The 20,836-nt window shown below is 46.4% G+C and carries 17 protein-coding genes; 11 read left to right on the top strand and 6 right to left on the bottom strand.

Annotation, left to right across the window (positions count from 1 at the left end):
- The first annotated feature begins 39 nt into the window (after positions 1–39).
- Positions 40–1,320 carry a M16 family metallopeptidase gene (locus KOD92_RS17055; RefSeq protein ID WP_215234807.1) on the top strand — a complete coding sequence of 427 codons (1,281 nt, stop codon included), beginning with the start codon at positions 40–42 and terminating at the stop codon, positions 1,318–1,320.
- 9 nt (positions 1,321–1,329) lie between these two features.
- Here KOD92_RS17055 and KOD92_RS17050 read toward each other — a convergent pair whose 3' ends face one another.
- Positions 1,330–2,649, bottom strand: coding sequence for a cryptochrome/photolyase family protein (locus tag KOD92_RS17050; protein ID WP_215234806.1), 1,320 nt, complete (start codon positions 2,647–2,649; stop codon positions 1,330–1,332).
- 132 nt (positions 2,650–2,781) lie between these two features.
- Between KOD92_RS17050 and KOD92_RS17045 the strand changes: the two genes are divergently transcribed.
- A complete protein-coding gene (locus tag KOD92_RS17045; RefSeq protein ID WP_215234805.1) occupies positions 2,782–3,639 on the top strand; it encodes a 3-keto-disaccharide hydrolase in 858 nt (285 codons plus the stop codon).
- Positions 3,640–3,710: 71 nt separating this feature from the next.
- Here KOD92_RS17045 and murA read toward each other — a convergent pair whose 3' ends face one another.
- Genes murA through KOD92_RS17025 form a run of 4 tightly spaced genes read right to left on the bottom strand, consistent with a single transcriptional unit; the run spans position 3,711 to position 9,680 of the window.
- The gene (murA, locus tag KOD92_RS17040; RefSeq protein WP_215234804.1) at positions 3,711–5,018 is read right to left on the bottom strand and encodes a UDP-N-acetylglucosamine 1-carboxyvinyltransferase; all 1,308 of its coding nucleotides are present in this window, start codon (positions 5,016–5,018) and stop codon (positions 3,711–3,713) included.
- A 42-nt stretch (positions 5,019–5,060) separates the two neighbouring features.
- Positions 5,061–5,789 (bottom strand): DUF4290 domain-containing protein, encoded by a 729-nt coding sequence (locus KOD92_RS17035; protein ID WP_215234803.1) that lies wholly within the window; start codon positions 5,787–5,789, stop codon positions 5,061–5,063.
- Positions 5,790–5,846: 57 nt separating this feature from the next.
- On the bottom strand, positions 5,847–9,119 hold the full coding sequence (porU2, locus tag KOD92_RS17030; RefSeq protein WP_229254722.1) for a putative type IX secretion system sortase PorU2: 3,273 nt from the start codon (positions 9,117–9,119) through the stop codon (positions 5,847–5,849).
- A 21-nt stretch (positions 9,120–9,140) separates the two neighbouring features.
- Positions 9,141–9,680, bottom strand: a complete 540-nt coding sequence (locus KOD92_RS17025; protein ID WP_215234802.1) for a dihydrofolate reductase — start codon at positions 9,678–9,680, stop codon at positions 9,141–9,143.
- Between the two features lie 174 nt (positions 9,681–9,854).
- On the opposite strand from KOD92_RS17025, the gene KOD92_RS17020 reads away from it, so the two are divergent.
- The 9 genes from KOD92_RS17020 to KOD92_RS16980 all read left to right on the top strand — a co-directional run bounded on the left by KOD92_RS17020 (position 9,855) and on the right by KOD92_RS16980 (position 18,552).
- A complete protein-coding gene (locus KOD92_RS17020; RefSeq protein ID WP_215234801.1) occupies positions 9,855–10,229 on the top strand; it encodes a PadR family transcriptional regulator in 375 nt (124 codons plus the stop codon).
- A 29-nt stretch (positions 10,230–10,258) separates the two neighbouring features.
- Positions 10,259–12,787 carry a PspC domain-containing protein gene (locus KOD92_RS17015; protein WP_215234800.1) on the top strand — a complete coding sequence of 843 codons (2,529 nt, stop codon included), beginning with the start codon at positions 10,259–10,261 and terminating at the stop codon, positions 12,785–12,787.
- 64 nt (positions 12,788–12,851) lie between these two features.
- Positions 12,852–13,550: a head GIN domain-containing protein gene (locus KOD92_RS17010; RefSeq protein WP_215234799.1), complete on the top strand. Its 699-nt coding sequence runs from the start codon at positions 12,852–12,854 to the stop codon at positions 13,548–13,550.
- Positions 13,551–13,714: 164 nt separating this feature from the next.
- Positions 13,715–14,581 carry an outer membrane beta-barrel protein gene (locus KOD92_RS17005; RefSeq protein ID WP_215234798.1) on the top strand — a complete coding sequence of 289 codons (867 nt, stop codon included), beginning with the start codon at positions 13,715–13,717 and terminating at the stop codon, positions 14,579–14,581.
- Between the two features lie 16 nt (positions 14,582–14,597).
- Positions 14,598–15,116, top strand: a complete 519-nt coding sequence (locus tag KOD92_RS17000) for an acyl-CoA thioesterase (RefSeq protein ID WP_215234797.1) — start codon at positions 14,598–14,600, stop codon at positions 15,114–15,116.
- A gap of 53 nt (positions 15,117–15,169) precedes the next feature.
- Complete coding sequence (locus tag KOD92_RS16995) at positions 15,170–15,541, top strand: Rid family detoxifying hydrolase (RefSeq protein ID WP_215234796.1); 372 nt, start codon at positions 15,170–15,172, stop codon at positions 15,539–15,541.
- Positions 15,542–15,814: 273 nt separating this feature from the next.
- Positions 15,815–17,365: a glutamate--tRNA ligase gene (gene gltX / locus KOD92_RS16990; protein ID WP_215234795.1), complete on the top strand. Its 1,551-nt coding sequence runs from the start codon at positions 15,815–15,817 to the stop codon at positions 17,363–17,365.
- A 108-nt stretch (positions 17,366–17,473) separates the two neighbouring features.
- Positions 17,474–17,728 (top strand): hypothetical protein, encoded by a 255-nt coding sequence (locus KOD92_RS16985; protein WP_215234794.1) that lies wholly within the window; start codon positions 17,474–17,476, stop codon positions 17,726–17,728.
- Between the two features lie 47 nt (positions 17,729–17,775).
- Positions 17,776–18,552 (top strand): TIGR00266 family protein, encoded by a 777-nt coding sequence (locus KOD92_RS16980; protein WP_215234793.1) that lies wholly within the window; start codon positions 17,776–17,778, stop codon positions 18,550–18,552.
- A 55-nt stretch (positions 18,553–18,607) separates the two neighbouring features.
- On the opposite strand, the gene KOD92_RS16975 is transcribed toward KOD92_RS16980, so the two are convergent.
- Positions 18,608–20,611 (bottom strand): T9SS type A sorting domain-containing protein, encoded by a 2,004-nt coding sequence (locus tag KOD92_RS16975; RefSeq protein ID WP_215234792.1) that lies wholly within the window; start codon positions 20,609–20,611, stop codon positions 18,608–18,610.
- Between the last annotated feature and the right edge of the window lie 225 nt (positions 20,612–20,836).

The following is a 20,836-nucleotide window of genomic DNA, read 5'->3' as shown; positions in this document are numbered from 1 at the left end:
ATTGCAACGTCATTCGTTTTTTTATTTTACTACCCTGCAATGCAACTCGATCGCTCCATCGCCCCAGATTTCAAATTAATCAGTTCAATTAACCTACCGGAAGCTCAAACGCACACGCTTGAAAATGGTATTCTCCTGCATGTGATCAATATTGGAGAGCAGCCGGTAATTCGCATTGAATGTATTTTCGAAGCTGGAAATTGGTACGAGAAGCAAATCGGAGCGTCGTATTTTGCTATTAAAATGCTCTCCGAAGGTACAAGTCGGCTCAATTCGGGAGAGATAAGTGAGGCTTTCGATCGCCTGGGCGCATTCACAGAAATGATGCATACGTCCGATCGTATAGGAATCGTCGTCTATTGCCTTTCCAGGTTTTTGCCGGAAGTGTTGCCGCTGGTTAGCCAGCTGATTCAGCATGCTACGATCCCGGAAAAAGAACTCGAAGAACTCAGGAATATTACCCTTCAAAATCTGAAAGTCAACAAAGAAAAGAACGCCTATCTGGCCACTACTGAATTCCGGGCGCGCCTTTTCGGTACCGAGCACCCTTACGGACAAAGTCAGGATGAGGATAATATTGAACAGCTTTCATTCGACGCGATCCGCCAGCATTATAATCAGTTTATTAAAAACGGAAGGTTTACAGTAGTATTAGCCGGTCAGGTTGAGGAAGCCGATATTACGCTGATCAATGATACACTGGGTAAAAGCCAGATCGGGCCGCACCAAGCTAAGCCTGCATTCATTGTAAAGTCTGCCTATCAGGGACAGGAAGCTGTGATCGAGAAACCGGACGCTGTGCAGTCCTCGATCAGAATGGGTAGGGTGTTGTTTAACCGCCATCACGAAGATTACTTTAAAATGCTGGTTACAAACGAAATCCTGGGAGGCTATTTCGGTTCAAGACTGATGAAGAATATTCGCGAAGAAAAAGGACTTACCTATGGGATTTCCTCTCACGTTGCCACATTGCGCAATGCAGGTTACTTTATGATCGGGACGGACGTGAAGAAGGAATTTACCGAACTAACTATTGAAGAAATTAAGAAGGAGATCACAAAGCTGCAAACGGAACGCATTGGAGAAGAGGAACTTACTACCGTAAAAAACTTTATGGCCGGAGAATTTGCAGGTTCCCTCAATACAGCATTTGAAGTAGCCGACCGACAGAAAGTATTACTTCTCGACAGTTTGCCCGCAGACTTTTTCAACCATTATATTGACAAGATACAAGCTGTTACAAGCGAAGATGTGCTGGAAATGGCTAATCTGTATCTAAAGCCGGAAGATATGATCGTTGTGATTGCAGGGGGAAAATAAAAAAGGGGGTTACTTATCCAGCGCCTCCTTGTAAGCTTTCAGGCAACGCTCCCGCGCCATTTTGTGATCGACCATCGGTTCAGGATATGCGTCAGTCCCGATCTCCGGGACCCACCGTTTGATATATTCACCTTTCGGGTCAAATTTCTCAGCCTGCGCAGTAGGATTAAAGATCCGGAAATAAGGCGCTGCATCCGTTCCCGATCCGACAGCCCATTGCCAGCCGCCATTATTGGCAGCGAGATCGTAGTCTAACAGTTTCTCAGCAAAATACTCCTCGCCCAGTCGCCAGTTAATAAGCAAGTGCTTGGCCAAAAAGCTCGCCGTGACCATTCTGACGCGGTTATGCATAAATCCGATCGCATTCAGCTGGCGCATTCCAGCATCAACGAGCGGGTATCCTGTATTTCCTTCGCACCATTTCTTAAACTGCTCATTGTCGTAGCGCCATTTAATATCGTCATAAGCACTTTTAAATGCTTTTCCTCGCCCTACGTCAGGGAAATTGGACAGGATCTGCTGATAGAATTCGCGCCATATCAGCTCATTCAAATAAACATTACTGTGTTCACTGGCTTTCCGAACCAGCTGCCGGATACTGACAGTCCCGAAACGCAAATGAATACCAATGCGGCTGGTTGCATCCATTCCCGGAAAGTCCCGCGCTTTGGCATATTCTTCCATCAAAGTTTCACTTATTTCGTGCGGAGGAAAATCGAAGTCCGAAGCTTCGAAACCCATTTCTTCTATAGATGGCATCTTTGGGCCACTCCATTTCAGCAGGTTCTTGAAGTATTTTTTGGTAGGGTAGGAAGAGAGATAAAAATCGTTGACCTTCTCCCGCCACGCGCGGCTGTAAGGTGTGAATACCGTGTATGGTGAACCTTTACCCGAAAGTATTTCCTGTTTTTCAAAAATGACCTGGTCTTTACACGTTTTGAAAACAGTACCTTTTTGTTTTATAATATTGAATACTTCCCTGTCCCGCTCGGTCGCGTAAGGTTCGTAATCGGTGTTGGTATACACCTCGGCAATATCGTACTGGTCGCTGAGCTGCTTCCATACTTTCAAAGGAAATCCATATTCGACCAATATATCGGCATCGTGCGCGCGCAGCTCCTTTCGGATGTTTTCAATTGCCTGATAGATAAAGGATATGCGCGGATCTTGTTTGTTGGCGAGATCGTCGAGGATATTTTTATCAAAAATAAACAGCGGTACAACCGGGTGATCAGATTTCAATGCGTAATAAAGCCCAGCGTTGTCGTGTAGCCGCAGATCGCGGCGAAGCCAGAATATCGATATTTTCTCTTTTTTAGGCAGGCTCATGAAATCTGAAAAATGTAATCAATGGGCGGGATTATGATAAACATGAAGTAACTATATTTACCCGGCAAAGCCACCGGAAATCTATGCTAAAAAATCCGGCCAACACATTAATTATAAACCTGCATACCCAACATGAAATTACAATTGACAATGCTTTTCAGCCTGCTCTGGCTCTCGGTATCCGCACAAAAGCCGGCGGATAAAGAAGAATGGAAGCAACTTTTTAACGGAAAGAATCTCGATGGATGGGACATTAAAATTCGGGGTTATGATTTAAATGATAACTACAAAAACACTTTCCGCGTTGAAGATGGAAAAATGGTGGTGCGCTATGATCAATACGATGATTTCAAACAGAAATATGGTCATATCTTCTACAAAGGCGATTTTTCGTACTACCGGATAGCAGTGGAATATCGTTTTGTGGGCGAGCAGGCGCCAAAAGGTGAAGGCTGGGCGTGGCGCAATAGTGGGATAATGGTACATGGACAACCCGCTGCTACAATGGGGAAAGACCAGGATTTCCCGGCGTCAATAGAAGTTCAATTACTCGGTGGAAACGACAAAGTGCGGACAACCTGTAACCTCTGTACGCCAGGAACTAATGTAGTTATGAATGGAAAATTGATCACCCAACATTGCATCAATTCTACATCCAAAACCTACAATGGTGATCAGTGGGTAAAAGCCGAGGTACTAGTTCTGGGCGATTCATTGATTCAGCATTTTATTAATGGCGAAAAAGTGCTGGAATATAACAAGCCGCAGCTGGGAGGAGGAAATGTGAGTGGAAATGATCCGTCGCTAATGATTGAAGGAAAATTGCTCGACCACGGTTCCATATCACTGCAAAGCGAAAGTCACCCTGTCGAATTCCGGAAAGTAGAAGTGCTGGAATTAATAGGTTGCATGGATCCGAAAGCTACCAATTACAAATCCTATTACGTAAAGGCAGATAATGGGAAGTGTAGTTATGGGAAGAAGAAGTAGGTAGCTTTTTGGCTTTTAGGTGTTAGGTATTAGCTAAAGCTGACTGCTAAAAGCTAATACCTAACAGCCACCTACAACCTCACAATCTCCGCGCCGATTGCATTCAACCTTGTATCGATATTCTGATACCCGCGGTCGATCTGCTCGATGTTGTCAATAATACTTATACCTTTTGCCGACATTGCAGCGATCAACAATGCTACTCCGGCGCGAATATCCGGTGAAGTCATTCTGATTCCTCTTAATTGCGTCTCTCGATTATGACCGATCACAGTGGCTCTGTGCGGGTCGCAAAGAATGATCTGAGCGCCCATTTCGATGAGTTTATCCACAAAGAACAATCGGCTTTCGAACATTTTCTGGTGAATCAATACCGTTCCCTGCGCTTGCGTGGCGGTTACCAATATGATGCTCAGCAGATCAGGTGTAAAGCCTGGCCAGGGAGCGTCGGCGACAGATAATGTGGATCCGTCGAGGTAGTTTTCAATGCGGTAATTTTCCTGTGCGGGAATAAAAATATCATCTCCGCGATACTCCATTTGAATACCCAAACGCTGAAAAACGTCAGGAATAATTCCTAATTGAGGAATCTGGCAATTTTTGATGGTGATCTCCGATTGCGTCATCGCTGCCAAACCGATGAAACTGCCGATTTCGATCATATCCGGCAGCATGGTGTGTTCCGTTCCTTTCAGTTCGGTAACTCCTTCCACGACGAGTAAATTAGAGGCGATACCCGAAATTTTCGCGCCCATTCTGTTCAGCATTTTACAAAGCTGCTGTAAATAGGGCTCGCAGGCCGCATTATAGATCGTAGTGGTACCTTCTGCCATTACTGCGGCCATTAATACGTTCGCCGTTCCGGTTACCGACGCTTCATCCAAAAGCATATAAGTGCCTTTCAGATTAGCTGCATCGACTTTATAAAATCCACCGTCTTCTTCGTCGTAACTGAACTGTGCGCCAAGCTTTTCAAAACCCAAAAAGTGGGTATCCAATCTTCTGCGACCAATTTTATCTCCGCCCGGACGTGGAATACGTCCCTTTCTGAAACGTGCGAGCATTGGGCCCAGGAGCATCACCGAGCCACGAAGAGCGGCTGCTTTCTGACGAAATGAATCTGATTCCAGGTAGTCTAGATTGATATCATCCGCTTCAAAGCGCGTGGAGCTTTCGCTCAGCCGGGTACACTTGACACCCAACTCGCCGAGCAAATTAATCAGCTGATTGACGTCCCTGATATTTGGGATATTATGAATAGTAACAGGTTCTTTGGTGAGCAGTACCGCACAGATTATTTGAAGCGCCTCGTTTTTGGCGCCCTGAGGTACAATCTCTCCCTTGAGACGTCTGTCTCCGGTTATTTTAAATGAAGCCATGATTGGTATTGGCAGTTGAAGAATACATTTCAAATCCGGAATTTAGATCCCGGATTTCTTGCGGTTATTGCGGTTATTGTTACCGTTGCGGCCGGAGAATTTGCTTGGTCGGTTGCGATTAGGGTTGTTACCCTGGTTATTGTTGCCTCCCTGTCTTTCAGGATTGTGGTTAGCTTGTGCTTTGAAGCCTCCGCCCTGGTGATTGCCACGATTTCTTTCTTGTCCGCCGCCATTATTGTTGCGGTCTTTCGGTGCAGCATCCACCGGACCATTTTGCCTGATATACTCAATTTCCTCCGCCAGCGCGCCTTTGCTCAACTGTTCGAGTTGGCCCAGCAATACACTGTCTTCGGGGTTGTCTTTATTCCAGGCATTAAAAAACGACCGCATCAGTCTGAAAATATACGAGACGAATGCCAGCTTATCTTCTTTGTTTTCAGTTTGAATGGCCTTTTCGAGCAGCAGTTCAATATTCTTTCCGTAGTGACGGTAAGTCAGGTTTTGCTGATTGTAGCCCACTTTAAGCGGCTTTTTGCCAAGTGCTTCTGCGGAAGGTGGCGGGAATGGGCTGTCTACGTCGAGCTCGAAACCGGAAATAATGTACAGATCATCCCACAACTTGTTGGTGTAATCCTGATTATCCCGCATGTTCGGGTGTATCTGCCGCATTAATTCGATGAGGATGTGCGCGTATAGATTGCGTTTTGCCTTATCCTCCATCCTAACAATGTGTTCGGCAAGCTTTTGTACGTTACTACCGTATTCTTTCAAGACAATGAATCATTTATGTAAAGGACAAAAATAAGAAGTTTTTGTCGAAAGAAATCTTTATGGAAACCATAATAATCGCCCACTCTCCCAGCCAGGCGACTCCGGGGAAAGTGAAAGTGACGGCTCGCTTGTGGAAATTTTGTAAATGTAGATTCCGGGCGGCAGGTTTTCAGGCAGCCAAAACAGATCGTTCAGTCCCAAGTGCGGCTTATATAGAATTGAATGTACAGGTTTGCCTGCTGCATTAGAAATAGTAATGTCCAGATTTTCCGGCGCCGTTTTACCGTCAATCGATATTCGAAAATGGAATGCATGGGATGAAGGGTTCGGGTCCACTGAAACAGAAATAACGCGGGGCTCGCTGCTGATCGAAAAATGGATCTGGTAGTCAGGTGCAAAATTGCCTTGTTCATCCCGCGCGCGGACAGTCAACAAATACTTTCCGGGCGGTAACTCTTTGGGCAAATTCACTTCAAGGGAAAAGCGGCCGGGCCCATCATCTCTTAATTGCGCATTGCTCATGAATAAACGTCGCTCAACGCAGCCGGCGCAAATTGGTTTGAGCCAGACCAAAATGCCAAAAGTATCAGCGCGGGCATTTTTTGCATCGACATCGAAAAGCTGAATTTTTACAAGAGCTTCGGGGGTAACTGCTTCACCGTCATTGATCTGGCGGCCGTCAATATGCACGATTACTAGCGGCGGAATCCGATCTCGTTCGTAAGTTGAGTCTGCTATCTGGTCATATTGTAAGACAAGCATGTTATTTGTTTCATTTTCTTCCTGAAGCAGGTTGTCTTTGTCAATATAAAATTCAAATCTATCCTTACCGGAAAGGGAAGGTTGGGTGGGAAAATAGCAAAGAATGGTATCCGCGAAAGCGATTGCTGCAAGCGGGAATGTATGGCTGTAAATCAACTGATTTTCACTCGTTAATCTTTTGATTGACAGCGTGCAAGGTTGCTGTAAATGTCTTCCGTTATTTCTTACTATGATACGAATCAGTACACTATCCGCGGATTTTAGCTGGCTGGAAAGTGTCACAGAGGTGGAATCAAATGTATAATCGGGCAATCGTGCGGGGAAAATCCGTATTGCCGGGTCGCCGTGAAGCGTCATTTGCTGTACGGTTGCACGGTCATAAATATCCGGCGCACGTTCCATATTCCGTCTGATCGCTTCCTGCTGAATTACTCCAAAGGGCAGACTCGTAAACGCGGAATCAGCCAGCACCTCGTAAAAAATGTCGGTATACTTCTTCAATGCCGATGAAACCCCATTGAAAGTGTGCGCCAGAAAAAGCACAGCGCCATTGCCGGGCGAAAACAGCCAGTCGCTGCTCAGAGTCTTATCCGAATAAAAGATACTTCCAGCCGCACAACCGTTGATGATCACCGCAGGATAATTTGGGTGGTTGCTGTAATTATTCTTTTCGTCGCTTGCATAACCAATATCAATATCTGTCACATCAGGCGCCGAATGTCCGAAAAGCGTGACCAGCGCCGCACCCTGGTTCACTGACTTGTAGAGTGGAATATGCTCCACCGGATCGTCAGTTTCCTTAGAGATCATCTGAACTTTCGCGCCGAGTGTGGAGCCTGCCAGTTTCTGTTCAAAACCTTTGACATACCCCTTGAAAACAGTCAACTCTTGCCGCGACCGGCCTCCGCTCAAATGAATGATATTTTTTCTCCATTCAGCAGAAACAGGCTGCGCTTCGAGCGACTTTACCTTGTGCAAATAATCCCAAACCTGCTGCGAATTCACGGCGCTGATCCTGCCAATTGGAACCGTTAAGCCTGGCGAAGAGGATTTTACATTCATCACAAGCGCTACATCAGAGCCCGGCCAGCCTGCATTCGGGACCATGTCAATTTGAGCCGCATTACTAAGTTTCCGGGATTTTTGGGGATCAATGGATTTGCCTATTAGCAGCACAAACTTCAACTTTCCCTTCGAACTGAGCCAGGCGATCGCGTTTTTAATACCCTGCGGTCCGCGCTGACCATAGTTAAACTGATCGAAAACGGTATTAATGTCCAAGATCAGAGGCTTGTAGCTGCCGCCTTTCGCAGATGCTCTGTAATCCGCGTACGCATTCACAGGATCGGTACCTTCCACAGGAATGCGCATGAATGGGTGCGTAATGATCACATAATCAACAAGATCAAGGTCTATTTTCTGGACTTTAATCTTTGAAATAGGTGGAGCTGAAAGGTATTCTTTTACTCCGATCACATTGCTTGCCGCATTAATTACGATCAGGTCATTTTGGGTAAAGAGCTGTTTGATCTGGTCTGGATTTGTACAGTCGTAAAACGTCGCTTGCTCAGCTCCGGCGCATTTCCAGTTTTTATTTTTTGTATCAAAATGAAATACCCTTTGATCTTCTCCGGCTTTGAAGCGGCTATTTTCCAGATAATTGAGCTTTACATAAGAAACAGAAATGTGCCCGCCTGCACCCACAGGCACGATCGAAATCCTGAGCGTTTTATCGTGATCCAGATCGGATCGTTCTATGGACAAGTTCACTTCGTGCGAATCGTAATTTTCAAATTTTACGTCCGATAGTTTCTTTGGCTGTTTATTATTTTGGTTTAGATAAATTCCGAACAAATGCTGGCCACTCGTCCAGCCAGCCAGCATGAGTTCCAGCTCGATTTCAGGATTATCTGTTGGATTTTCTGTAGGAACTGAAATCTCGTGCGTCACATGTTCTTTGATCTCCGGTCCAGTCCAGCCTTCCCCAAAGTCGTATTCCGATATTGCGGTACCATCGAAATGAGTTCCTTCCGGATAAAACCGACCCGGTAAGTAGTGAGAATGATATAGTTGGAGCGTTTCTGCACGGTGAAATGCAATAGTATCGCTTGTAATCCTGGTCTGTGATTTTGCAATTCTGCTACCCGTAGTTTCGTCCGTTTTCCAGGTTAAAAAGTAAGTGGTAGTGTCCGAATAGAGGCTGTAATAGCTGTGAGGCATTGCTTCCGCCGACACATAAAGCGAAGTATCCCGCTTACCATCGTTCTTCTGTCCGAAAAAGCGGATATAGCCATTTTCAACCAGTGGGGCAGTTTCCGGACCTGAAACTTCAATCGCTATTTCTTTTCCATCCCGGAAAACCTGATACGCATTTGCCGGAATATCCTGCACCGGAAGTCCGGCGCTTTGCATCTGCTGGGCGGTGATCTGATAAAATCCCGTTACTGCGATCGGGATCCTGAAATACTGTTGCTGATAGTTAATCCATTCATTTCCAAACAGTCGCTGCGCTTGCAGCGGAAAACAGGAGCATAATAGCAGCAGAATAGTGTGTACGCATTTATGCATTGAATTACGGAAAACGAGCTGTTAGTCAGCCATTTTCCGTTCGTATACATTCATCGAAAAGGAGTACTGATGTTCGTCGTCGATCCCGTGATAGTCGGACGTGACTAGCTCCCATTCGTTTTGATTGATTACCGGAAAATAAGCATCTCCTTCCAACTCGGCGTGAACAATAGTCAGATATAGCTTCTGGACAAGCGGGAGCATTTGCTCAAAAACAGCAGCTCCTCCTAATACAAATACTTCCGTTTCCTCAGAAAGTAACGCAAGGGCGCCAGGAATATCTTTGACATACGCAACATCCGACTTTTCCTCACTTGCCGCCCTGGAAGAAAGCACCACGTTCCGATAAGAAGAATGCAATGCATCCGGCGCTTCAAAACTCGTTCTGCCCATTAAAAAGGGCTTCCCGTCGGTGATCTTTTTGAAATTTTTCCACTCGTCGGGCAAATGCCAGGGCAGGTGGTTTTGATTACCAATTACCCGGTTTTCACTCATTGCAGCAATGATATACAGTTGCGGCTGCCGGTTGCTTTCGTTTGCTAAGGTGGGTTTGTTTTCCATAATCATGTTTTTTTACCGGTTATCAAATAAAATAACCATTCCTCACAGTCGGCCAATCTTTTTAACATGGTACCTTGCATCGCAAAGTACCTGTGTATACCTTTGTTCTGTTAGAAACAGATATTCTAATCTATTAGCCATGAACTTATTCATTTAATTAACACATGAAACCTCATGAATATTGAAAATGCCCAAGTGCAGATGCGGAAGGGAATTTTGGAATTCTGCATTCTGCACATCATATCGCGGGGCGAAGTGTATGCCTCCGATATGCTGGATGAACTGACGTCTGCTCACATCATGGTGGTTGAAGGCACACTATACCCTCTTTTAACCCGATTGAAAAATTCAGGCTGGCTGGACTACAAATGGGTGGAATCTTCCTCAGGCCCACCAAGGAAATATTATGTGTTGACGGATGAGGGGAAGGTATTTCTGGAAGCTATGCAAGCCACGTGGTTCGAACTGGCCGCATCGGTGCAAACCGTGATCAAGAGAACAGAAGATCTGAGTAAAGCAGATCCCGGCAATCTTCCTGACCCTAACTGACCATTTAGAGACATTCGATTATTTCAATCATGAAAAAGACAATCAGCATAAATATAGGCGGTATCATTTTCCATATAGAGGAAGACGGGTACGAGAAATTGAAGAGCTACCTGGCTTCCATCCAAAAATATTTCTCTTCGTTTGCGGACAGTAAAGAAATCGTTTCGGATATAGAAGGGCGCATTGCCGAAAGGTTTACCAATAAACAAAAAACTGAAAATAAGCAGGTTATCTCGCTTACTGATGTAGAGGAACTCATCGCCGCAATGGGAACGGTCGCCGACTTTGAGGCCATCGAGCAGGCTGAGGATATTCTGGCCGATCCGCTTGAAACAGCTACGGCGACGCAGACAAATATCCCGAAAGTGGAGGTGCCTCCATTTGTTCCTCCTAAAACAGAACCTGAAAAACCGGCAGGCCCTAAAAAGCTTTACCGGGACCTTCGCCGCAAGTTGCTCGGCGGGGTTGCAGCTGGTCTGGCGCATTATTTCACCGTTGATCCGATCTGGGTCAGACTTGCATTTTTGTTCGCAGTAGTTGGTCTGCCGGCCGGTTCGGGGATGATGAACCTGAATATGGAAGATGAATTCGGGCCGTTTTCGGGCTTTATGGTGCTGGTTTATATTGCAATGTGGGTCGCTTTCCCCGGAAATTCGACATTGGAAGAGGATACCAAGATCAAGAAATTCTTTCGTGATCCGGACAGAAAAGTAGTTGGTGGGGTAGCTGCCGGGGTAGCTTCTTATTTTGGGGTCGATTTAGGTGTTGTAAGATTTCTCTGGGTGCTTTCCATTCTGTTCTTCGGCACCGGGATCATCATCTATATCGTACTGTGGGTAATTTCTCCGGTGGCTAATACGCTGACTGAAAAAATGGAAATGCAGGGCGAGCCTATTACGCTTTCCAATATCGAGTCGAATATCAAACAGGGTTTGAATTTTGATGAAAAAACGGGCGAGGAGCATATTCTGACAAAAGTCCTGCTGTTTCCTTTCCGCGCTATCGCTTTGGTAATCACAGCTTTGGGGAAGTTATTAAAGGGTTTAGGCCCGATTATCCGGATCCTGATCGGCGCATTGCTGATCGCTATGTCGGTAATGGGCTTGCTGACATTGGTGATAGGAGGCGGCGTGGCGCTGGGACTTACTAATATCGAACATTTTGACGATCTGCCGATTCCTTTTCTGATATTCAAAGAGTTACCTGAAATATTGATCTTGTCAGGGATCCTGGTAGCTGCTGTTCCGCTGGTAACTTTTCTAATACTTGGACTTACTTTGCTGTCAAACAAAAAGATCGTGACCGGAACCGTTTGGCTTACTATGCTTGGACTTTGGATCGTAGGGATCATCGGCAGCACGATCGGTGGCGTTTCTTACCAGCGCAATTTCGCGAAACGTGGCGAGGTAGTACAGTCTGCTTTTTACCCGATACCTGCGGGTACAATAACCCTCGATTATAATTACACCCACGACGAAGAAAACGTAGACGTAGATGTAAGGCTGGCAGGATTGAATGCGACAGATAGTATTGAGATCATAAAAACGCTGCACGCCCGGGGTAGAACACGCGAAGATGCGGAGCACAATGCAGAAATGCTGGTTTACAATGTGGAAATCAAAGATTCTGTATTTCTTTTTACCGAGGGACCAACCTTGGCAAATAACGGCCGCTTCCGTGACCAGCGAATCGACCTGACGCTGAATCTGCCTTATAATAAACCTTTCATCATGACCCACGATTTTTACTATTCTTTAAATCAATGGGAGCCGGGAATGCAAATCATGGAACGGTATGAGTTAAATAACAATGAGGTGAAATGGGATAACCTGATCTGGGAAATGCGCCGCGATTCAGGCCTGATCTGTACCAATATGCCCGCCAAATTCCTCAAAAGCGAAGAAGATAGTAATGAAGACGCTGACTATTCTTTTGAAAACGATTACAGCACTGATCTTGAACTGGGAGAAAGAGGTACTTATATTAAACAGTTTCCGGTTAGTGATTTTAACAAAATAGATATCGGGGGAGCATATGCTATCGTGGTACGCCAGGGGGCGGAGTTCAATGTAACCGCCGATGCGCAAGACCAGGGTGATATCGATGATCTGAAAATTTTTGTAGAAGGCAATACATTAAAAGTAAAGCGTACCGCAGAATTCAACCTTTTCAGCAACGACTGGAAAAGAATAGGGTTGGTGATCACGATGCCGACCATTGAAGCTGTGAATTTGTCGGGAGCGAATAAAACGCTGGTATCCGGTTTCAAAGGCTTGCCTAAGTTGACTGTTGATATTTCCGGTGCGTCAAAATCGGAGGTGAATGTGGAAGCCGACCAGCTGACGGTAGGAGTGAGCGGTGCTTCAAAGATCACATTGAGAGGTTCAGCCAAGACCGCCTCGCTTGACGCCCACGGCGCCTGCAAGGTAACAGCCACAGAAATGGCGATTCAGACTGCCGATGTTGACGCTTCGGGCGCTTCGAAAGTCGACCTGGGGCGGATCCCTAACCTGGAACGTCGTGCAAGCGGAGCTAGTAAAATTAATGTTGAGCAGTAAATGATACGCGTGCAACTTTAAGTAAAAAGCAATCATCTTTTGGCAAACCAATTAATTTGAACTTATGAAAAAGGCATTCATTTTCCATATCGCCGCCGTCCTGCTGGTCGCTATGACAATTTCGGCTCAGGCACAGGAATCCAAAAAATTCTCTGTATCGAATTTCAACAGGCTGTCGATGGGTAGCGCATTTAAAGTGGAGGTGAAGCAGGGAAGTACTTTTGGTGTAACAGCAACCGGTCGCAGCGAAGATCTGAATGACCTGGAAGCGCGCGTTTCGGGAGGTGAACTAAAACTGTATTACAGGGGAAATGGCTGGTCTAAAAACCGCAAAACTGTGAACGTAAGCATTACAATGCCGAACTTGCAAGGCATCGACTTCTCTGGCGCAAGTACCGCGAATGTTGCTGGTTTCTCAGGTGTAAAAACCATGGAAATCGAAGTGAGCGGCGCATCAAAAGTGAATATGGACCTGAAAGCGACGAAGGTAACCATGGAACTATCGGGCGCGTCTTCGCTCGTTCTGAACGGAAGCTGCGATACGCTGGACGGAGAAGTTTCGGGAGCCTCTTCTTTTAAAGGAAGTGATTTTCAGACCAAAGAGGTTAATATAGACGCATCGGGTGCAAGCAGTGCGGCTGTTTACGCGAGCAATGCAGTACATGCAGAAGCTTCCGGCGCCAGCAGCGTTCGCTACTCCGGCGGTGCGAAAGACATTCATTCCAGCACATCGGGCGCAAGTTCCGTGAAGCGGGGCAACTAGGATTTTCAATTCACCATGATAAAAGGAAGGAGCCGGCACTGTCCGGCTTTTTTGTTGTGCCCCCAACCGACAAGTCAACTTATTTAGGCAAGAGTAATATATTTGGCACTATTATAAATCGTTGGAATAAAGCTTTGTTGAGATATTACCAATTTACCTCGGGGATGAGAAGCAACGCTATTAAACTGGCCCACATTATTGCAGCCGCACTTTTCCTGATCTTATTTAATCCCTGCATCGACGCGAATGCGCAGGGCAGGTCGAAGTTCGGGAACCGATATGTAAACCCATTTGGGAATCTAAGCATTACGGCAGGAGCGGGCGTTGCCTATTACATGGGCGACTTGCAGGATGGTGTCAACATGAAGCATCTGGGACTCGGTCCGTCGATTTCGGTGGGCGCATTATACCGGCTCACAGAGCATTTCAGCGCACGCGGGGAGCTTAGATTTTACAAGATTTCCGCAGATCAGCAGTATTCGAAAAATTTCCAGAATAACCTCTCTTTCAAGACATTTAATCCGGATATCAATCTGGGTATCAAAGCAGACCTGTTCTCTTTCAATCGCCAGGCTCCTGTTAATCCTTATCTGATCGGCGGGATTGGTTTTACTTTATTAAATCCAAAAGCAGAAATCGACGGAGCCTGGCACAGTCTGGCGCCGTTGACGACCGAGGGTGTTAAGTACAACAGGCTCCCTCTCGTTTTTACCGCAGGAATCGGCGTATCTTTCAAAACTACCGATCGGTTGAGCCTGGGGGTGGAGCTTTGCAATAACTTTATGAATTCAGATTACCTGGACGATGTGAGCACCGTATATCCTAATCCTGATCAGCTGTCGAGCGACCTCGCGCGCCGACTTTCTGACCGGGCCCCGGAAATAGGGGAGCCGGCGCGGCAGCCGGGATTCAGCCGGGGAAGTGCCAAAAGCAAGGACAGCTATTTGTTTTTACAAGTGCGCGCCGCCTATTTGATCGGAAACCGCACGGAGGCGAAGGAGCGGAAGAAGACGCGCTGTCCCAAATTTTAGATTTATCCAAAACAACATGTTGAAACCAAAGCACCCGCACCAATCGGAAGTGACCATGACCGAAATGGTCCTTCCCAACGATACCAATACTTTAAACAATCTGATGGGCGGGAGGCTGCTGCATTGGATGGATATCTGTGCGGCAATTTCAGCCCAGAAGCATTCAAACCGCATTGTAGTGACTGCTTCTGTGGATAACGTTTCCTTCACCGAGCCGATCCGGCTGGGCAATATCGTGACCATGCGCGCGAAAGTGACCCGGGCATTCAGTTCGTCGATGGAAGTGTTTCTGGAAGTGTGGGCTGAGGATATTCCCGCTGGTGAGCGCGTTAGCACCAATCGCGCCTTTTATACATTCGTAGCTGTGGACCAGAACGGCCGGCCTATTGAAGTACCGGCGCTGGAACCGGAAACCGACGAGGAAAAGGACCTGCATCTGAGCGCACTCCGCCGTCGCCAGCTCCGTCTGGTACTGGCCGGAAGGTTGAACGCTGCCGATGCGACCGAGCTCAAAGCGCTTTTTCAGGTTAGTTAAAGTTGTTGCGTGCCATTATTTGGTAATTTCGCAGCATCAACTCTTTATTACTTATGGCAAAAGAAATTATATTCTCAGATAAAGCACCGGCTCCGATCGGTCCGTACAGTCAGGCTGTAAAAGTGAATGGTACCCTGTATGTTTCCGGACAGATCGCAGCTGAACTCGCACAATCCGGCGATATCAAAGCAGAAACCGGTGTGGTAATGCAAAACATCGGGCACATTCTGGGTGCTGCAAAAATGGGCTTTCAGCACGTAGTAAAAGCGAGTATATTCTTAAAAGATATGAACGATTTCGCCGCTGTAAACGAGATCTACGGCAGTTTTTTCACCCAAAACCCACCAGCCCGCGAAACCATACAAGTAGCCAAATTGCCAAAAGACGTGAACGTCGAAATTTCGGTGGTTGCGGTGGAGGGATAACGTTGGACAGGTATAGTTGACGTTAAGTCAGATTTTGTCATTCATGGTCAATGGTAGTCATTTATTGTTAGTAACCATTAAGAACAACAAGTGACCATAAGTGATAACAAATGACAATGGATGTCATTCATGGTCAAGGGTAGTCGTTTATTGTAAAGTAGTTATCAAGACAACAAATGACGACAAATGACCATAAATGACAACGAATGACAACAAATGACAACAATGACAACAAATGTCCCAAATTAAGTCAAAAATCTTAGAATTGAATAAATGAACAATCAACCCGTTCGAGTACGATTTGCCCCTAGCCCTACTGGTCCGCTGCATGCGGGCGGAGTGCGTACTGCCTTGTATAACTATCTCTTTGCCAGGCAGCAGGGTGGGCAGATGTTGCTCCGTATTGAAGATACTGATCAGAACCGCTTTGTGCCCGGTGCCGAAGCTTACATATTGGAGGCGCTTTCCTGGCTGGGAATAGAAATAGACGAAGGCCCGCAGCAGGGCGGCCCGCACGCTCCTTACAAGCAATCGGAAAGAAAAGATATTTACCGCGAATATGCTGAAAGGCTGGTTCTGGAAGGGAAAGCTTATTATGCATTCGATACCCCCGAGCAGCTGGACGAAATGCGCAAGCGGCTCGAAGCGGCGAAGGTAGCAGCGGCACAATACAATGCGATCACCCGCATGGAAATGACCAATTCGCTGACTTTGCCTCTTGGTGAAACTAAAACCAGAATCGAAAGCGGCGATCCTTATGTGATCCGCATGAAGATCAGTCCGAAGGAGGAGATCCGGTTCAATGATATGATCCGTGGCTGGGTAGTGGTGCATTCATCGCAGATTGATGATAAGGTATTGCTGAAATCGGACGGAATGCCGACTTACCATTTAGCTAATATCGTCGACGACCATTTAATGGGCATTACCCACGTGATCCGTGGAGAAGAATGGCTTCCATCGGCTCCGCTGCACGTTTTATTATACCGTTACCTGGGCTGGGAAAGCACAATGCCGCAGTTTGCGCATTTGCCACTTTTACTCAAACCCGACGGAAACGGAAAGCTTTCGAAACGCGATGCAGACCTGGGTGGTTTCCCGATATTCCCGCTGGAATGGACCGATCCTAATACAGGTGACAAGGCAAAAGGTTTCCGTGAAGAAGGTTATTTGCCTGAAGCTACTGCCAACTTTCTTGCATTGTTAGGCTGGAATGCGGGTACCGAGCAGGAAATGTTCAGTATGGAAGAACTGATCAGGTTATTCAGTCTGGAAAGAGTGCACAAGGCGGGGGCGCGGTTTGATATTCAGAAAGCGAACTGGTTCAATCAGCAGTATCTCAAACTACTAAGTGAAGAGTCGATCATATCTGAATTACGAGCGCTTTATCTTGCGAAAGGCCTGGCTGTTTCGGATAGTCAGCTTACCCAGATCGTACATTTGTTGAAAGATCGCGTGCATTTTGTGAGGGAGATTGTGAGCGAGTCGCTCTTTTTATTTATAGCTCCTGAAACGTACGATCAGGAGGTTGCTTTGAAAAAATGGAATGAAGAAGCTGTACAGGCGATTTCAGGATTGAGTGACGCATTAGCAGATTATCCGGGAGAATTTACTGCTCACGAGATCAAAGAACTGATCGCTGCAACGCTGGAAACGATGGGCGTGAAAATGGGTAAGGTAATGCAGGCACTGCGCCTGGCTATTACCGGCGCAGGAGCTGGCCCGGACCTGATGATCATCATGGAGATCTTAGGTAAAAATGAAGTTGTAAAACGCCTGGACGATGCTTTGAACCGTTTGTCAGCGCAAATCAGGCTGGCATAGAAGTTATATCACCGTACAATCAATTTGTATTGATAGCGGGTTATTAGGTATTATTTTCGTAAAAATTGAAATCCAGATTACGCGAGTATCTGTTGCTTTTTAAACAAAATGGCTAAAAAGAAACAAAACGATCCTTCCAAACCGGTCCCGGAAAAACCGCGGGTGCACAAAGACCTCGATGGTTTTGATATTCAGATCAATTCCTTCGGTGAGATTACCACAAGCTTTGACATGGACAAGATTAACGAGTTCCTGAACAAGAATGTGGATGATAAAAAGCTGCGCGACCGGGAGGATATTCCGGGACGAAAAACGCGTAAGACGAAGAAGAAAACTTCCGAAGAGGAGGAAGAAGAGGAGTAGGGGATTTCAATGTTTGACTAAAATTTACCAGATAACCTTTACGAAAAATGATCTCACACGAAATCGACTACAAAATCATTGGCGACGATATCCAGGTCGTTGAAATTGAGCTTGACCCGAATGAAACCGTGATCGCGGAAGCCGGCGCCATGCTTTTTATGGAAGACGGTATCCAGTTTGAAACCAAAATGGGTGACGGTTCTGAGGCTAACCAAAGCATTATGGGCAAGATATTTCAGGCAGGTACGCGCTTGATCACGGGTGAATCGCTGTTTATGACGCATTTTACTAACCGCGGAGTTGGGAAGAAGAAAGTCGCATTCGCAGCGCCTTACCCAGGTACTGTAATGCCGATTGACCTTTCCAAAATTTACAGCAATGAGCTGATCGTGCAGAAAGATGGATTTTTGTGCGCGGCAATGGGTACAAGTATGAAAATCCATTTCAACCAGCGTTTCGGATCGGGCTTATTTGGCGGGGAAGGATTTATTTTGCAAAAGATCAAAGGCGACGGAATGGCATTCGTGCACGCGGGCGGCGTAGTAATGGAGCGCCAGCTGAACAATGAAACATTGCGTGTAGATACCGGCTGCGTAGTTGCATTTGAGCAGTCGCTCAGCTTTGACATTCAACGTTCGGGCGGCTTGAAATCGATGGTATTTGGCGGCGAAGGAATGTTCCTGGCCACGCTCAGAGGAACCGGCCGCTGCTGGATCCAGTCGATGCCGATCTCAAAACTGATCCAAAGACTTTCCGCAGCAGGACCGAATGCAAGAAAAGAAAGCGGTTCGGTGATTGGAGGTTTGGGAAATTTATTTGAATAGAGTTAGCTAGCTATAAAGCATAGACAAAGGCAGGGATTAGGTTCTCTGCCTTTTTTCATTTCACCAAAACCCTCCTCGAAACAACCCCGCTTTCAGAAGTAACTTTCAAAATATAGCTTCCGGCGGGCAGCGTATGAATTGGTTTAATAGTGATCAGACCGATCACTTCCCGGTCTGAAAATCGGATTGGATGCTCTCGGCCGGCCATGTCGAATAATGCGTAATCTGCTTTGTTGCCAGTTGCTTTCAGGTAGAACTCACTTCCGTTTACCGGGTTTGGGAAAATTGTGAAATCAGGCGGGCCACCGTTTCGGAAGTAAGTAATGACCCTCGAAAACGCTTCGCTCCCGTTTTGATAAGACAGTTTCAGGCGGTAAAAATTAGCCTCGGAATTCGGATCAATGTCGCGATATCCGAAGACCTGCGATTGATTTGGTGACACGTCAGAAGTTTGCAGATCGCTGTAAGTGATCCCGTCCCGCGTCTTTTGCAATATCACTTGCCGGAGCTGCGGATCAACCGCAAGCAGCCAGGAAACGTAAATAGCGGTCCCGGCTGGGCGGACTGACAGTTTGTTTACAAAATCAACCTGCGAATAGCTTTTATCCACATAAAAAGAATCGGAAACACTGCCGGGCAGAGTCGGGCTTGTACCGGTTAATCGAATGCGGTAATAGCCGTTTCCCAGTTCGCGCGGCAGACTTATCTGTATTGGATTTGCATTATTTGTTGCCAAAGTATCTACAAAATTTCCTGCATTGTCGAGCAGCTCGGCCTGGATATTCTGGTTGGGAACAGCATTTCCATCCATAAAATAAGGAATTGTGAATGCAGCACCGGGAAATGCGAGTGCCGGGACCACGCCGGTATGAATGCTGTATTTCGGAAGAATAGGAGCTAGCTTTTCGACAAGGGAATCGGCCAGACTACGGTTCCAGGCTTCGGCAGCGAGCGTGAGGCCAGCTACACCGCCAGGCAGACTTTCAAAATGTCCCGAAACCGGTCGCGGAATCTGAATTGTATCCAGATAGGGCCCTTTGAATGCATTAAACCCGGCAATTTCAGTCAATCTGTTTTGGGCATTCAGTACTGGTAAATATGGGTTTGGAAGCAGGTTACTGACCGAATTTCTTGCCAGAACCCAGGAAGCATTGTACCCTGCATCAATGCGGCTGTTTGCGATCAAAGTGCGGATGTGATTGAAATAGTTCGTTTCGTTAAATCCCAGCTGCGCGTCGTTCTCTCCATGTGAAAAAAGCACCGCTCTTACGCCGGTTGAAGCAGTAAGGTATTTGAGTGTGTTCACGATATTGCTGTAAGGCTGCCGGTTTGGCCAGAATTTCCCGACATACAGATTGTAGGCATCTTTTCCCGTCGCCGCGTCGCGGTAATTCTCCGAATTCGCGGCTGCCCAGGCGGTGTTGAAAAACAGTACCGGGCAATTCCATCGGGCAGAGAGCCTGTCGCCCAGCTCGCCCCAATACCAGGAAGTTTCACCGTTCGGAAAAACGAAATTTTCTTTTCGCAATACCTCAAATGTCGGTGCGGGCAAAGGCTGGTTCGGCGCTACGGTGATGTTTTCGCGGTTTAGTATTTTATTGGTTTTATTAAAAGAGATTACATTAGAGGAAGCATCTTTTGCTCCCAGACCAGGCAGGCCCATCGCATTGGAATTGCCGGCTACCATAAATACCTCGCCCACGCCGACTCGCGCAATAACTGTGGAATCTGTAAATCCCTCCTCCGTTGTTCCGATCAATTTGAGCTGGTACCAGCCGCTTTCAGCCTGAAACGTAAAGCTCAGAAATCCCTGTGCGATCTGATCGGGCGTTGCATTCATTTCCCTCCCTGAATGCAAATTACCTTCAATAGGAGTTAGTACTGCTTTAATATTGGAATAAGGAAGATAGGAATAAGCAGTGATGGGGATATTGGCAAAACCTGCCGCGTCGCGCTGCATTACCTGGTTATTTACCGGCGACAAAATGCTTAACTGAGCATAGGAAGCATTAAATGCAAAGAGAAATAAAAGCCAGAAAGTAAACTTCCAATTTTTCATACAATAAACATCTTCCCCGAAATCCCTATAACGCTTGAATTTAGCGTAAAATTGATCGTGCCAATATAACTTAAAAACAAAAAGAGCCGGCCCCATAAAATGCACTGCCCCCAAAAAGTTAGACACTTCTTGGGGGCATTTTTATGGTTAATTACAAAAAACACAGTTTGAATTTTAAGCTTAGGCTTGTTAAGGCTTATTTGAATGGCGGTAGTTATACGGGTT

This window comes from Dyadobacter linearis, assembly GCF_907165045.1.
In the GTDB taxonomy this organism is placed as follows: domain Bacteria; phylum Bacteroidota; class Bacteroidia; order Cytophagales; family Spirosomataceae; genus Dyadobacter; species Dyadobacter linearis.
This window is presented reverse-complemented; position numbering and strand designations above follow the sequence as displayed.